We start from the raw sequence: 14,652 nt of genomic DNA on the forward strand, positions 1-14,652 counted from the left end.
GGCAGCAGACCTTGGTCTGCTGCCGCTTCCGTGTTCACCGGGTCCGGGGCTATCAGTGCCCGGATTCGCGCTCCAGCCGCTGCCGCGAGTTGACCAGATGGGTGCGCATCGCGGCGGCCGCGGCCATGGCATCGCCGGCCTCGACGGCGGCCAGCACCGCTGCGTGCTCGGCCGCCACCTCGGCAAGGCGGGTGGTTTCCCCGTCGGTTGCGCTGGCCTCCAGCCGGTAGCGCGGCATGGCAATCATGGCCGGACCGAGGGCCGCTATCGCATCCTGAAGGAAGGGGTTGCCGCTGGCCTCGGCGACGGTTCGATGGAACTCGAAATCATGGGCCAAAGCCGCGGCCGGGTTTGAACCGGAGCGAGAGAAGTCAGCGTTTGCGGCGCGCAGGGCCGCCACCTGCTGGTCCGTCCGCCGGACGGCGGCCAAGGCAGCGGCTTCGCTTTCCACGCCGGTGCGGAATTCAACCAGCGCCCGCCGCTCCTGCAGCGTCCGCACCGGCCTGGCGGTCCGCGGCCCGTCCGGTTCTACCGGCGGCGTCAGGGCAAAGCTGCCGCTGCCGCGCCGGGTATGCACCAGGCCCTCGGCCTGCAGCCGGGTGATGGCCTCGCGCACCACGGTGCGGCTCACGCCGTGCTCGGCGATCAGCGTGTTCTCGCTGGGCAGCTTGTCGCCCGGCGCGATCTCGCCGTCGACAATGCTCCGGCGCAGCTCATCGACCAGGGCGGACGTCAGATTCGGTTTCATCGCTGAAGGTGCCTTCCTTCGTGACAGGTGCGGGAACGACGGCGGTGCAGGGCACCGCCGTCGTCATGTGGATTATGCGCGGCCCGGGTTAGGCGCGGCCGAACTCCACGCTGTCCGTGGTCCAGGCGCGGGCCTGGTCGCTGAAGGTAAAGCCGAGGCCCGGACGGTCCGGTACGATCATCCGGCCGCCGCGGGTCTCGAGACGCTCGTTGAACAGCGGGTCGAGCCAGTCGAAATGCTCCACCCACGGTTCGCGCGGGTAGGTGGCGGCCAGGTGCAGGTGGATCTCCATGGCGAAGTGCGGGGCCAGGTCCAACCCCGCCTGGTCGGCCAGCGTGGCCAGCCGGAGGAACTGCGTGATACCGCCGACGCGCGGCGCGTCGGGTTGGATGATGTCGCAGGCGCGGGCGGCGATCAGCCGTTCGTGCTCGGCGACCGAGGCCAGCATTTCGCCGGTTGCGATCGGCGTGTCTAGGGCGGCGGCAAGGGCGGCGTGGCCCTCGGCGTCGTAGGCGTCCAGCGGCTCTTCGATCCAGACCAGGTCGAACTGCTCCAGTCGGCGTCCCATGCGGAGGGCTGTGGCGCGGTCCCACTGCTGGTTGGCATCCACCATCAGCGGCACGTCGTCGCCGATGTGCTCGCGGACGGCAGCAACACGGCGCAGGTCCTCTGCGGTGTCGGGCAGGCCGACTTTGATCTTGATGCCGCCGATGCCCTCCTCGATGGAGCGGCTGGCGCGGTCCTTGACCTCGTCGATGGAGGCATTCAGGAAGCCGCCCGAGGTGTTGTAGGTACGGACCGAGTCGCGGTGCGCACCGAGGAACTTGGCCAGCGGCAGCCCGGCTCGCTTGGCCTTGAGGTCGTATAGCGCAATGTCCAGGGCGGCCAAGGCCTGGGTGGCGACCCCGGAGCGGCCCACCGAGGCGCCGGCCCACAGCAGCTTGTTGTACAGCTTGGCGATGTCGTTGGGGTCCTCGCCGATCATGGTCTCGGCGACTTCCTTGGCATGGGCATACTGGGCGGGCCCGCCGGCACGTTTGGAGTAGCTGAAGCCCAGGCCCTGATGGCCCTGTTCGGTGGTGATCTCGGCAAATAGGAAGACCACTTCGGTCATCGGCTTCTGGCGCCCGGTGAAGACCTTGGCATCGGAAATCGGGGTGGCCAGCGGCAGCGTGGCGGTTGAAAGCTTGACGTGCCGGATGGCATCGGGAGTGTAGGGCATGGCGGTCCTTGTGGGGGGGAGCAGGTGAACTCATCCTACAAGTAGCCAACTTGTTCTACAACCCTTGGGCTGTGCCTAGCTTACCGGAGTGACCAGCGAGGCGTCGCGCAGGTAGCTGCGCAGGTTCTTTAGGGTCAATTCCGCCATGTCGGAGCGGGTCTCGTGGGTTCCGCTGCCGATGTGGGGGAGCAGGACGACGTTCTCCAGTTCCGTCAGCTCGGTGGGGACATGTGGCTCGGACGCAAAGACATCCAGTCCGGCGCCGGCCAGGCGGCCCTCCGCCAAGGCTGAGACCAAGGCTTGCTCGTCCACTACGGAGCCTCGGGCAATGTTGACCAGATATCCGTCAGAACCGAGCTTGGCCAGCACGTCGGCGTCGACCAGGCGTGCCGTCTCGGGGCCTCCGGCTGCGGCGATGACCAGCACCTCCACGGCTTCGGCCAGGGCGGCCGGTGAGGCATGGTAGGCGAAGTCGCAGCCTTCGACGGGACGGCGGTTGTGATAGTGGATCTCGCAGTCGAAGGCCTCCAGTCGCTTCGCGATGGCCCTGCCGATGCGGCCCAGGCCGAGGATGCCGACCTTCTTGCCGGAAGCGCGGACGGCCAGCGGGTAGGACGGGGTTGATTCCCACTCGCCCCGGCGGACAAACCGGTCGGCGGCGGTGGTCTGGCGCAACACATCCAGGTAGAGGGCCAGCGCTATGTCTGCCACGCAGTCGGTGAGCACCTCCGGTGTGTTGCTGATGGCGATGCCCCGTTCCTTCGCCTGTTTGACGTCCGTGGCATCGTAGCCCACACCGAAGTTCACAATGGCCGCAAGGTTTGGCAGTCGGCGCATCAGGTCGGAATCCACACCGACCCGGCCGGAGCAGACCGCCACCTTAACGCAGTCGGCGTGCCGCAGCAAGAATTCTGCGCGCTCCGGGCCGTCCGGGAGCCGCAGGGCGCCGAACTCGCTGGCCAATGCAGCAGCCACGGCGGGATTTACCGGCCCGACCTGGAGGATCTGCTTCCCGGAGTTGGCTGGGTGGCTTTCGGGCTGCGCGGCTGTGTAGGTGGTCATACTGGCAACAGTAAGAAAGCGGTCGATTCAGGTCCAACACGCAGATGGCATGGATCGATACCCCCGAGGCATTGCCCTGAATTGCGTCCGACCGCAGCGATCGGACCGGGGGGGCTAGACCGGGAGGAACCGTCAGGGGACTGAAGGCCCTGTTGCTCGTTGTGCAGGCGCGATGTCGGACCGCGACAAACCGGCAGCGGCCCAGCGCGATGAGGTCAGAAACCAGAGCAGCGGGCCGAGGAGCGGTAATGCCAGCACCACCAAGGACCAGCCCGACTTAGCGGCGCGCTGCCGGTTGCTCCGCCAAATGCTGACCAGCGCTCCGGTGGCCAGGAGAAGGGCAAAGGGGCCGGCACAGATGACCGCTGATATCCACGTGACTGAATCGAGCAGCAAAGGACCCCCCTCCCTCAATAGTCCTCAGGCCGGACGCACCGGTTTACGGACTGCCTGCTACGAGTCTAGAATCGCATCCCTGCGGCGGACCATCCTCCTAGAGGATGAATTCCGTATGGGTGCCTCCACCCGGGGTAGCACGTGCCGTCGGCGGCCCGTCAGTTCTGTCGCGGAAACTTGGCCAGCACCTTGTGCATCGTGTTGAGGTTCCTCGTTGTGGTCAATTGCTTGTACTTCGCCTTGGCCAGGTGCTTGGACAGCTTCGACTCCAAGGTGCTGCCTTTCGGGACTTCCCAGTACAAGACATCGCCGCCGGGAGCAGCACGCTCTTCGGACGACAGCCCGGGGCAGTCCTCGAGCATTCGTTTCACTACGTCCTGACCGGTGGTGATCACCGCATAGGCATGTCGGGGAACACCGTCCTCGGCCGGGGTAAAAGGGTAGCCGTCGATGATGGCCGCTACTTCTTCCCGGCTTTTGACGATCACCCAGGCGTCGTAGCCGAAGGCTGCGCGCAAGGCTGATTGGACGCTTTCCTTGACCGCTGCCGGATCATCGGCCTCTGCGCGGAGAACTACGTTGCCGGACGCCAGCACCGTCTGGACGTCCGCGAAGCCGGCATGGGCCAGGACCTGACTCAAATCCTTCATGGCAATCCGAATTCCGCCGACATTGATGCCCCGTAGGAAGACCGCAAAGGTGTGGGGAGCCCGGGTAGTGACAGACATATTTTTATTGTGCCCTGCAAGGTGCTGGTCGGCCCGGTTTTCGTTGTATGCAGTAGGTGTAATCGGTTGACCAAACCGCCCCGAGAGAGATGAAGTCAGGCAGATGCAGAAATCGGCATATGTACCAATGTCGCCTTGCAGCCTCAGGGAACTGTCGTCTTGAGAAGTAACCATTAACCAAGTCGTTGAGTGAACCATTAACCATAGTCTGAGTGGTTACGACCGGGCTTTGCAGCGGGAATTCTGCCTTGTTTTACCCCGGGAGCACTCCTACGCTGAACCATGTTGGAGCGGCATCGGGAAGGATGCCTCATTCACTTTGGGGCACTGCGGCTGAGAACTGAGAGTGTCACTCGCAGTGCCTAGGACACGGGCGGGCATCCGGCCGGCGGGGGAAGCAGAGCGTGGCTCTGGCAACAGTATGAAAGCGGTGAGGGATGTCCTCGCTGGGCGTCCTATGGGGGATTCATGGCCTATGTACTGAGTGTCGATGTCGGCACAAGTTTCACGGCAGCAGCGACTGTCCGATACGGGGAAGGGGATCTTGACGCTCGGCAGCCGCAGCCTGTTGGTTTGGGTTCGCGTGCGGCAGCCGTGCCGTCAGTCATCTACCTAGGCGAGGACGGTACCGTCCTGGTCGGCGAGGCCGCCGAGAGACGGGGAACCACTTCCCCTGAGCGGGTGGTCCGCGAATTCAAGCGGCGGATCGGTGATGCTGTGCCGATCATGGTGGGGGACGAGTTCGTCACGCCCGAGAGCATTTTTGCCAGGGTTGTCCGGTGGGTCGTCGACCGGACGCAGGAACGCGAAGGCGAGGCCCCGGCAAGCGTGGTAGTGTCCCATCCTGCTAGCTGGGGCGACTACAAGGTCGGACTGGTCCGGGAGGCCTTGGCCGCCGTCGGACTGGCTGACGTGGTGCCGGTGAGCGAGCCTGAAGCCGCCGCCTTGCATTACGTCTCGCAGACGCGGGTGCCGGCCGGGAGCTTGATCGCGGTCTACGACCTCGGTGGCGGAACCTTTGATGCTGCCGTTTTGCGCAAGGACGACACCTCCTCGTTCACCCTGCTGGGCAGGCCCGGAGGTCTCGACCGGGTGGGCGGAGCGGATGTTGACGACCTCGTCTTTGACCACGTTGCGGCCAATCTGGACGGCGGACTAAACGGCGCTGACCTCACTACACCGCAGGCGCGGATGGCACTGGGTCGAATCAGGCGCGACTGCGTCGAAGCAAAAGAGGCTCTCTCGGTGGATTCCGAGGCGACCATCCCCGTCTTGCTGCCGGAATTGCAGACGGCTGTCCGCCTTGTGCGGACGGAGTTCGAGGGCCTGATCGAGCACCTGGTACGCGATACTATCGGCTCCCTGAACCGGGCGCTGGAGGCAGCGAACGTTGCCGCCGATGACCTGACCGCGGTTCTGCTGACTGGCGGCTCATCCCGGATCCCGTTGGTCGCTCAAATGCTGTCCGCTGAGTTGGGACGTCCCATCGCGATAGACGCGGATCCGAAGGCCTCGATCAGCTTGGGCGCTGCCTACTGCGTGGCCCGAAACCTTGTGGCTCCGGCCAACGAGCACGCACTGGCCCACGTGCGCAGTACGGAAGCGGAAGCAGCCACCACGAGTGAAGTGGGCGGACGGAAGCTTTCGCCCACCGGTTTTCCCGCCCCGATTGCGCAGTCGATCGCCGACGAGGGCACCACCCGTAAGCACGCCTTCTCTGTGCGCGCGGCCGCCGTGACAGTAGCGGTGGCAACCTTGACGGCCCTGACCGCCACGGCCGCTCAAAGTCCCCAAGATTTCGGTCTGTTCGGCTCATCACCGGGCATCGCCCAAGGCAGCGCCGCGGAACGGAACAGCTACCTACCCGGCGGCGCTACCCAGCAAAGCGAAGGCACCGGTCCGGGAAATTCGGTGATGGCAGCCGAGCCGGTGCAGCCCGGTATGAGTCCCGTTGTTTCGTGGGACACATTGGATGGAAAGGCGGCCGACAAGGCCGGCCAGGGCACGGAGGACTCGTCCAAGTCCGGTACTGCAGGGAACGCCCCGCAGGATAAAACGCCGCGAACATCAACGACGGCGCCGGACAGCAGGCCGGGGAGTGCTCCGGGTGGCACACCTACGACAGGTAGAGGCGGCACACCTACCGGTGCCCCCGGCACGCCATCCAATTCCGGCACCAACAGTGGCACCGGCACTCCTGCTCCGGCAAATCCTGGCACCGCGGTTCCGACCCAACCAACGCAGCCGAGTCCGTCGCCCGTGCCCGACCCAGTTGTCACACCTGTACCGACAACTGAACCGGAACCTCAACCGGCGGAGCCGCCCCCTGCTCCGGAGCCGACGTCGTCCGTTGAAGCTCCGCCAGCCGACCCCCCGTCATCACCGGCTTCGACCGGCGCGGAGCAGCCGACCATTCCGGCGGCCGATCCGACTCCTTCGGTGCCGGCATGACAGCTGCGCGACACATCGACGCGGCTGCTGGCCGGCGACTGGTGAACCGGAAAGCCGCGCAATTGCTGGCCGAGGCCTCGGTGGATCCCCGGTCACGGTTGTTGGCCAGTGTGTCCGGACCCGGCGGCTCAGGCAAGAGCACCCTGCTGGAGAACTTGGCGGTGGTCTACGGTGAGGCAGGAATCCCCGTGAGTTCGGGAACGCAAGTCCTGCAGCAAGGCGCGGTGGACGAGGGAACCACCGTGCTGATCGATGATGCGCATCAGTTGAACGCCCCTGACGTGGAGCGCATCCATCGGCTGGTCGACAACAAGCAGCATGTCAACGTAGTCGTCGCCTATCGCCTCTGGCCGCAGTTGCCGGCGTTGAAACGGCTGACGACAACGCTTGAGGCACACCGCCGGCCGGTCCTGTTGGGGCCATGGACCAGGGACGACGTGGCGGCCCACGCCGCCGCCACCCATGGGAAGCCGCTTCCCGGTTCCGTCATAGACCAGGTCTTCGAACTCACGGGCGGCATGCCGTGGCTGGTTCAGCATGCCATGGAAGCGATCGGTGATGGGGGCCGCACGGTACCGAAAGATCCGCTGGAGTTCGGGGGACTCGTCGACCAAATCGGCTATGAACTCGACAAGTTGGAGCCTGACCTTCGCGAGTTGTTGCTGGCGCTGGCGGTCGGTTTCGATCCAGCAGGGCCCCTGCCGGCCGATGTGGAGGCTGCACCGGGCGGAATCGACTCTCTGATGTCGCAGGCAGCGGCAGCGGGGTTGGTTCTTCCGGAGGGCACCCTTCCCGCGCTGATGCGCAGCGTCCTGCTTCGGACCACCCCACTGCATCAGGTGCGGGCGGTCCAACATGCCCTGGCCGATCTCATATCCACCGGCATGACCCCGGACCCTACTGACATAGCCCGTGGTCTCGCCCAAAGCGGACTCCAGGATCCGCGGGTGGCTCGCACGCTCCAAGCGGCCGGCGACAGTGCCTTGGCGACCGAGCCGCAACTGGCCGCAACGCTCTACGAGGAAGCGAGCGCTGCCGGCGCACCGGGAGTAACGACGGCGGCGCGCCGCGCCCAAGCGGCTCTGGTGACCGGAGACCTTGAGGGTGCCGGCCGGCTTGTGGACCCGGTCCTGACGCAACCTGAGGCACCTGACAAGGGCCGCGGTGCAGATGTGGCGGCGTCGTTGTGGGCCCAGCGCGGGATGCTGGCGCGGAGTGCTCAGGTCTACCGCTGGGTTGGCACCCCTGCCGCAGATGCGTCCAACGCTCTGGCCGCCGTCGTGATGATCGGCACCGGTGATCGAGACTCCGCCCTTAACTTGCTCGCCGCCGACCGACCGGAAGAATCACCAACGCTGACGAACGTCGCCGTCGCGCTCATGGGACAAGGCATCGCGGAGTCCGTTGGCGAACACACCGAACGCGCCCTTCCAGCCCTGGTCCGGGCTTCCGACATGCTGACTGCCGCCGGAGCCGCGATCCCACTGCCGGATAGCCCGGCGGCACTTGCCGCGCTGGTGGCCCTGCACAGCGGGGAGCTACCGGTGGCCGAATCCGTGCTCGACGATGCGCTGCGCGGAGGCCAAGGCGGGCCGGCCGACAGGCGCCGGTTGCTGCTCCTGCGGGCTTGGGTCGCCATGCTGCAGGACCATCCCGACAACGCCGTAGCTGCGATAGCAGAGGCTGCCGCCGGCGGAACCAGTCCTACTCCGCGCGACGAATTGTTGCTGGACGCTTTGCGCGTGGGTTTGGCACGCCGAACTGACGACATGGCCGGTTTGGTGCGTGCCTGGGAGCGGGCGCGGGGGCGTCTGCTGCATGTGGCAGTCGACCTCTACAACCTGTTGCCGTTGGGCGAACTGGCAGTGGCCGCCGCCCGCCTGCGCGAGTCCGAACGGCTTCGGCCGCATTTAGCTGACGCGTGGGCGCTGTTGGAAAGACTGGACGAGCCCGCCCTGTGGTCCACGCCGCTGCACTGGTACGCCGTCCAAGCCGCAATTCTCGCGGAGAAGCCCAGCGAGCTGGCACCCCACGCCTCGGCGCTGGTGCGGGCGTCGGGAAAGTATCATATGGCGGCCGTGCTGGCGACAGCCGGCCGGTGCTGGGTATCCGTCCTCGCGGGCAGGATCGACCCGCGTGCAGTCGAGGAATCGGCCCGCGCACTTGCGGCCGCCGGCCTTACCTGGGACGGCGCCCGGCTGGCCGGGCACGCGGCAGCCCATGCGGAAGAGCGCAAGGACATGAGCCGCCTCTTGGCCTGCGCCCGGGATCTGCACCCGGGAACGCGTGGCACAACGGAACCTAGCCATCCAGCCCAGTCCGACGCCAAGGACGAACCACGGATGATCCTGCCAACCGGAAAAGCACCCGCTCCGGAGGGCGCCGCTTTGAGCGAGCGGGAGCGCGAAGTGGCCCGGCTGGTTTTGGAGGGCAAGACCTATCGGGAGATCGGCGCTGCGATTTTCATTTCGCCGCGCACCGCAGAACACCACATTGCGCGGATCCGCCGGCGGTTGGGGGCTGCAAACCGCTCCGAGCTGCTGACCCAGCTACGGCTTGCGCTGGGCGAAGACGGCGCCCAAGGGCCGTAGTTCCGCGTCGTAGCGGGACCTGGGCCCGCCCTACCTAGTCCCGGGAAGCCGCAATCCCCCTCCGGGGAGCGGGCAGCGGGGGAGGAAGCCCCGATGCCGGCAGCAGCACCCCGACCGTAGCTTTGAATCAAGCCAAGCAACATTGCTCGGCGGGCCACCATCCATAGCTTTGGCCACATCCAGTAGGACCTAGATTGGGGAATCAACATAATGCCTACGCTTGCTAGCTCTCTTCTCGAATTCATCATGAATCTGCTCCGGGATCCGCGCGCTGCCGACGAATTCACCGCTGACCCGGACGCTGCCTTGGCCAGCGCCGGACTGTCCGGCGTGTGCTCGGATGACGTGGACGCGATCATGCCGGTCATCCTGGACTATGCTCCGGTTGGGTCCGGATCGTCCTTCGACCGCGAGTACAACACCGGTGGCAACCACGGCGGTGACACCGGCGACTGGTCCAGCGACAACAGCGGCTGGGGCCACGGACGGGACGATGACGACGACGACCATGGGCACGGGCGCGGCCGGGACGACGACGACGACCGCGGCCACGGCGGCGGGCGCGGCCGGGACGACGACGATGACCGCGGCCACGGCCGGGGCCGGGATGATGACGATGACCGCGGCCACGGTGGCGGGCGCGGCCGGGACGACGACGATGACCGCGGCCACGGCGGCGGGCGCGGCGACCATGGCGACGACCACGACCACGCGGTGCAGCAGCTGACGCACATCGTCAACAACTACTCCTACACCTCCCACATCGACGACCGCGACACCACCGTTGACCAGTCCGTGAACCAGAACATCTGGGCCGACGGGGACGTCACTCAGTGGTTCGACAACGACGCCGTGGTGGCATCGGGCGACGACTCGGTCGCGGCCGGCGACGATGCGGACGTGGACAATTCCACTGGCGACGAAAACAACCACTCGATCAACCTCACGACGGGCAACGTCGGCGGCGGAATCGCGATCGGCAATACGGACAACTCCATCGAGGACTCCTACAACGAGGACCACTCCATTGAGGACTCCTACAACACGGACCTCGACCTGGACGTCGACGTGGAGGATTCGTTCAACGACAACTCGAAGGAGATTGATCTGGACAACGTCGGCAACGACTACTCCGACAACTCCACGAACAACTCCCACAATGACAACTCCACCGATGTGGATGTCGACGCTGACCTGGACAACGTCGGCAACGACTACTCCACCGATGTGGACGTCGACGCTGACCTGAACAATGTTGGCAACGACAACTCCGACAACTCCACCAACGTCAACGTCGAGGATAACGAGCTCGCCATTGGCAATACCAACATTGAGGACAACGCTGTTGGCAACACCAACATCGAGGACAATGTGGTGGCTGTTGGCAACGAGGATAACTCGACCACAATCGGAGACATCGCTGCCGACATCGACGCCGACTTCACCTCGATTGACGAGTCGGTCATTATCGCTGACAACGACAACAACGATCTGCTGACCGATAACGACGTGGTCGATGCAGATGTCGAGATCGACTAACCGATACCGATCTGACAACTGAATCACGACAGATCAGCTGTCCAGCAGGGGGCCGGGGGGACCTCCTGCTGGACAGCATCACAGCGTTACGGTCCGACGGGGGCCGGAAACAGGAGGGGACACGGTGGCGGAGCTCGTCAAGCTGGTGGAACAGGGTCTGGAACTGGCCGCGAAGGGCGAACGCGCAGATTTGCAGCGGCGCCTGGAACAGACCCGCAAGCGGCTGAAAGACCCGACCACCAGGGTGATCGTCGTCGGCGAATTCAAACAGGGCAAGAGCCAGCTGATCAACGCGCTGGTGCATGCGCCGGTTTGTCCCATCGACGACGACGTCGCCACCTCCGTGCCCACCGTGGTGAAGCAGGGGAATCCCGCTTCGGCCGTGATCCTGGTGCCGAAGGGCGGCAGCGAATCCGCCGACGGGGAAGTGGAACTGGAACGTCGGCCGATCGCTCTCGAGGAACTGGCCCAGTACGTTTCGGAACGCGGGAACCCGGGCAATGAGCGCCGATTGGCAGCCGCGGAAGTCTTGCTCCCGCGCAAAATCCTGGACGGCGGACTGGCCCTGGTCGACTCTCCGGGCGTTGGCGGACTGGACTCGGCGCACTCCCTGACCACGCTGACCGCGCTGCCGACAGCGGATGCCATGCTGCTGGTCTCCGATGCATCGCAGGAGTTCACCGAGCCGGAACTCCGGTTCCTTCGGCAGGCCCAGCGGATCTGCCCGAACGTAGCCGGCGTCCTGTCCAAAACGGACCTGTACCCGCAATGGCGGCGCGTGGCCGAGCTGGACCGGGGGCATCTGGAGCGGATGGGGGCAGACATGCCGCTGATTCCGCTCTCCTCGGAACTGCGGCTGCAGGCCGCCGCGCTGCGCGACAGTGAATTGAACGCCGAATCAGGGTTCCCGGAGCTGGTGGCATACCTGCGGAACAACATCCTGGCCCAGAGCGACCGGCTCCAGCGGCGCTCGGTGGCCCAGGACCTGATCTCCGCCACCGACCATTTGCAGCTGTCGCTGAAGTCCGAACTGAGCGCACTGGAAAATCCGGCCGGCACGCCGGAAATGCTCGCCGACCTGGAAGCGGCCAAGGAACGCGCCGATGAGCTCCGCCGTCGTTCTTCCCGTTGGCAGGTCACGCTCAATGACGGCATAAGCGACCTGATCTCGGATATGGAACATGATCTGCGTGACCGGCTGCGCAGTATTCTGCGGGACGCGGAGCAGGCCATCGATGCCGGTGATCCCGGTCCGCAGTGGGACCAGTTTGTTCACTGGCTTGAACAGCGGGTCGCTTCGGCCGTCTCGGACACCTTCGTGTGGACGAACGAACGGTCGCTGTGGCTGGCGGAACGGGTCGCCGAACACTTCAATCAGGACGAGGTAACCCTGCCGTCGCTGCAAGTGGATTCCACCGAGAACGTGCTGGATCCGGTGGAGGGGGTCCCGGCCCTGGATCCCGGGCGCATGGGACCGGTTCAGAAGATCCTGATCGGCATGCGCGGCTCGTACGGCGGAGTGCTGATGTTCGGTCTGTTGACGGGAATAATGGGCATGGCGTTGATCAACCCGATCTCGGTCGGCGCCGGCCTGTTGCTGGGCGGCAAGGCATACCGGGAGGACAAGGAAGCCCGGTTGAAGCGACGCCAGCAGGAAGCCAAGGCGCTGGTGCGGAAGCAAATTGACGAGGTCGTGTTCCAGGTGGGCAAGCAGCTCAAGGACCGCCTACGCATGGTCCAGCGGGGCACCCGCGACCATTTCACTGCTCTGGCCGAAGAACACCACCGCTCGCTGGCCGATTCGGTGCTTGCTGCACAGAAGGCAGCGAGCAGTTTCAACCAGGAACGCGACCTGCGGATTCGGGAGATCAAAGCATCGCTCGCGCTCGTGGATTCGCTTCGCAAACAGGCTCTTGCGCTGGATGTTGCGCCGCAATTGGCGGCACAGAAATGAATGCGGCAGTGGGAGCGGACGTGGAGGCGGCTCGCAGGCTGGTCCAAGAAGCGATCGAAGCCTACCGCTACGACCCGGCTGTGCGTCAGGTTCTGGAGGGTTATGCGCAACGGCTCGACGAGCCCTTACGGGTGGCCATTGCCGGCATGGTTAAGGCTGGTAAATCGACGCTGCTCAACGCCATCATTGGTGAGGAGATCGCGCCGACCGACACGGGGGAGTGCACCAGGGTGGTCACCTGGTATCGCTACAGCGACACTCCGCGCATCACCCTGTACCCGCGCATTGGATCGCCACGAAACGTGCCGATCAATCGGACGCACGGCCGGCTGGTCTTCGAGCTCGGCGGGATCGAGGCCGGCGACGTCGCACGGCTGGTGGTGGACTGGCCGTCCAAGACCTTACGTGACATCACACTGATCGACACGCCGGGCATCGCCTCGCTCTCCCGGGACCTGTCGGCCCGCTCCACCGAGTTCCTGGCGCCCACCGACGCACCCTCGGAAGCGGACGCCATCATCTACCTGCTGCGGCACCTCCACGCATCCGACCTCGGCTTTTTGGAGTCGTTCCGGGACACCGCCGCAGGCCAGAGCGGCACGGTCAACGCGCTAGCCGTGTTGTCCCGCGCGGACGAGGTCGGTGCGGGACGGATTGATGCACTGCTCTCCGCCCAGGAGATAGCCGCGCGCTACCGTCGCGATGGCGCATTGCGTTCGCTGGCGCTCGGGGTGGTCCCGATTGCCGGCCTGTTGGCGCAATCGGCCCGCAGCCTGAGGCAGGCGGAGTTCTCCATCCTCACCGAACTCGCGTCCCTGGACCGCCGGGAGCGCGAGCGTCTCCTGCTGTCCGCCGACCGGTTCGTCCGCCCCGGAGGACCGCTGACTGCGACGCCGGAAGCGCGTGCGGACTTGCTGGACCGGTTCGGGGTCTTCGGACTCCGGCTGGCAGCGGCGCTGCTGCGCGGTGGCATCTCTGATCCGACCGTGCTGGCGCACGAACTGGCCCGCCGCAGCGGGCTGGATGAACTGCTGGCCGTGATGACCGGGCAGTTCCAAGCCCGCGCCGGACAGCTGAAAGCCCGCACCGCCCTGGTCGGCATTGAGAAGCTGCTGAACGACCATCCGCGCCCCGGCACGGACGCAGTCGCGGCAACCTTGGAACGGCTGCTCGCCAGCGCCCACGCCTTCCGCGAACTGCGGATGCTGGCGGTAGCGCGCACCACCGGGCTGCCGCTGGAACCGCAGCTGGCCGCCGAAGCCGAACGCATGATCGGCGGCGACGGTGTTTCTGCCCACGAACGGCTCGGCCTGCCCGGGGAAACGCCCGGCGACGAGCTGCGGGAACACGCCTTGGCATGCCTGCGGCGGTGGCACGCAGTGGCGGTTGATCCGCTGCGCGGCCGGGCCGTCGCGGAAGCCTGCCAGACCGTCGTCCGCAGCTGCGAGGAGCTGCTGGCCGGCATGCAGCCTGCGTCAGGCGGCCGGTCGGCCGCGCGCCTGGTTCTCGGCACGGAACCATTGGCTGGCCCCGCCCAGGACGCTGGCGACTACCGCCGCGCCGGCTAGGACCAGCTGCAGCACCAGCAGGACTCTGATGCCCAACTCTTGATCGCCCGGGGCCGCCAGGAAGGCATCGGCCAAGAGCGTCACGGCTCCATTGACCAACAACATGGCCAGCAACACGAAGCGTACTTTCCCGTGCCGGCGCATGAGCACACCCAGCAGCACAGCCTCGATCAGGATGACCAGCGCCAGCATGCCCAAGGTCCCCCAAAAGACCACCACCGCGAGGGCCTCCACGGTCTGCTGGTCGTCGCCCCGTTCCAGGCCGTTGATGAGTCCGCGCACGTGCTCGAGGATCTCGTCCCGGGCGAAGAACGCGAAGATCCCCGCGATCAACCCGGACGCGAAACTCAAGATCCACAGGAAACGGACCCTTTTGACGGCAGGTGGCGGCTT

At 65.8% G+C, this 14,652-nt stretch carries 11 protein-coding genes; 5 read left to right on the forward strand and 6 right to left on the reverse strand.

All coding sequences use genetic code 11. From position 1 onward, the window contains the following. Positions 1–52 precede the first annotated feature (52 nt). The 5 genes from AC5RW2_RS09505 to AC5RW2_RS09525 all read right to left on the reverse strand — a co-directional run bounded on the left by AC5RW2_RS09505 (position 53) and on the right by AC5RW2_RS09525 (position 4,156). Entirely contained in the window at positions 53–748 is a 696-nt protein-coding gene (locus AC5RW2_RS09505) for a FadR/GntR family transcriptional regulator (RefSeq protein ID WP_493951365.1), read from the reverse strand. A gap of 88 nt (positions 749–836) precedes the next feature. After that, positions 837–1,970: an L-talarate/galactarate dehydratase gene (locus AC5RW2_RS09510; protein WP_493951364.1), complete on the reverse strand. Its 1,134-nt coding sequence runs from the start codon at positions 1,968–1,970 to the stop codon at positions 837–839. A gap of 75 nt (positions 1,971–2,045) precedes the next feature. Then, positions 2,046–3,032 (reverse strand): 2-hydroxyacid dehydrogenase, encoded by a 987-nt coding sequence (locus AC5RW2_RS09515; protein WP_493962591.1) that lies wholly within the window; start codon positions 3,030–3,032, stop codon positions 2,046–2,048. A 132-nt stretch (positions 3,033–3,164) separates the two neighbouring features. Next, positions 3,165–3,446 (reverse strand): PLDc N-terminal domain-containing protein, encoded by a 282-nt coding sequence (locus AC5RW2_RS09520; protein WP_494073901.1) that lies wholly within the window; start codon positions 3,444–3,446, stop codon positions 3,165–3,167. A 140-nt stretch (positions 3,447–3,586) separates the two neighbouring features. Then, a complete protein-coding gene (locus tag AC5RW2_RS09525) occupies positions 3,587–4,156 on the reverse strand; it encodes a DUF1697 domain-containing protein (protein ID WP_493962590.1) in 570 nt (189 codons plus the stop codon). Positions 4,157–4,729: 573 nt separating this feature from the next. Between AC5RW2_RS09525 and AC5RW2_RS09530 the strand changes: the two genes are divergently transcribed. The 5 genes from AC5RW2_RS09530 (at position 4,730) to AC5RW2_RS09550 (ending at position 14,259) form a co-directional block, all read left to right on the forward strand. Continuing rightward, positions 4,730–6,607 (forward strand): Hsp70 family protein, encoded by a 1,878-nt coding sequence (locus tag AC5RW2_RS09530; protein ID WP_493962589.1) that lies wholly within the window; start codon positions 4,730–4,732, stop codon positions 6,605–6,607. Continuing rightward, on the forward strand, positions 6,604–9,198 hold the full coding sequence (locus tag AC5RW2_RS09535; protein ID WP_493962588.1) for a LuxR C-terminal-related transcriptional regulator: 2,595 nt from the start codon (positions 6,604–6,606) through the stop codon (positions 9,196–9,198). Before AC5RW2_RS09530 ends, AC5RW2_RS09535 begins: the two co-directional genes overlap by 4 nt. Before the next feature lie 210 nt (positions 9,199–9,408). After that, positions 9,409–10,737 (forward strand): IniB N-terminal domain-containing protein, encoded by a 1,329-nt coding sequence (locus AC5RW2_RS09540; protein ID WP_493962587.1) that lies wholly within the window; start codon positions 9,409–9,411, stop codon positions 10,735–10,737. A gap of 124 nt (positions 10,738–10,861) precedes the next feature. Further along, positions 10,862–12,691: a dynamin family protein gene (locus tag AC5RW2_RS09545; RefSeq protein WP_493962586.1), complete on the forward strand. Its 1,830-nt coding sequence runs from the start codon at positions 10,862–10,864 to the stop codon at positions 12,689–12,691. Beyond that, positions 12,688–14,259, forward strand: coding sequence for a dynamin family protein (locus tag AC5RW2_RS09550; protein ID WP_493962585.1), 1,572 nt, complete (start codon positions 12,688–12,690; stop codon positions 14,257–14,259). Before AC5RW2_RS09545 ends, AC5RW2_RS09550 begins: the two co-directional genes overlap by 4 nt. On the opposite strand, the gene AC5RW2_RS09555 is transcribed toward AC5RW2_RS09550, so the two are convergent. Beyond that, positions 14,167–14,610 carry a hypothetical protein gene (locus AC5RW2_RS09555; protein WP_493962584.1) on the reverse strand — a complete coding sequence of 148 codons (444 nt, stop codon included), beginning with the start codon at positions 14,608–14,610 and terminating at the stop codon, positions 14,167–14,169. The genes AC5RW2_RS09550 and AC5RW2_RS09555 overlap by 93 nt on opposite strands. Positions 14,611–14,652: the final 42 nt, after the last annotated feature.

The sequence above is a fragment of the Arthrobacter sp. B0316-1-20 genome (assembly GCF_059091865.1).

What these genes read in the sequence shown, in the direction of transcription:
- AC5RW2_RS09505 (WP_493951365.1), bottom strand. Translation starts at nt 748, where the DNA reads ATGAAACCGAATCTGACGTCCGCCCTGGTCGATGAGCTGCGCCGGAGC.
- AC5RW2_RS09510 (WP_493951364.1), bottom strand. Translation starts at nt 1,970, where the DNA reads ATGCCCTACACTCCCGATGCCATCCGGCACGTCAAGCTTTCAACCGCC.
- AC5RW2_RS09515 (WP_493962591.1), bottom strand. Translation starts at nt 3,032, where the DNA reads ATGACCACCTACACAGCCGCGCAGCCCGAAAGCCACCCAGCCAACTCC.
- AC5RW2_RS09525 (WP_493962590.1), bottom strand. Translation starts at nt 4,156, where the DNA reads ATGTCTGTCACTACCCGGGCTCCCCACACCTTTGCGGTCTTCCTACGG.
- AC5RW2_RS09535 (WP_493962588.1), top strand. Translation starts at nt 6,604, where the DNA reads ATGACAGCTGCGCGACACATCGACGCGGCTGCTGGCCGGCGACTGGTG.
- AC5RW2_RS09540 (WP_493962587.1), top strand. Translation starts at nt 9,409, where the DNA reads ATGCCTACGCTTGCTAGCTCTCTTCTCGAATTCATCATGAATCTGCTC.
- AC5RW2_RS09550 (WP_493962585.1), top strand. Translation starts at nt 12,688, where the DNA reads ATGAATGCGGCAGTGGGAGCGGACGTGGAGGCGGCTCGCAGGCTGGTC.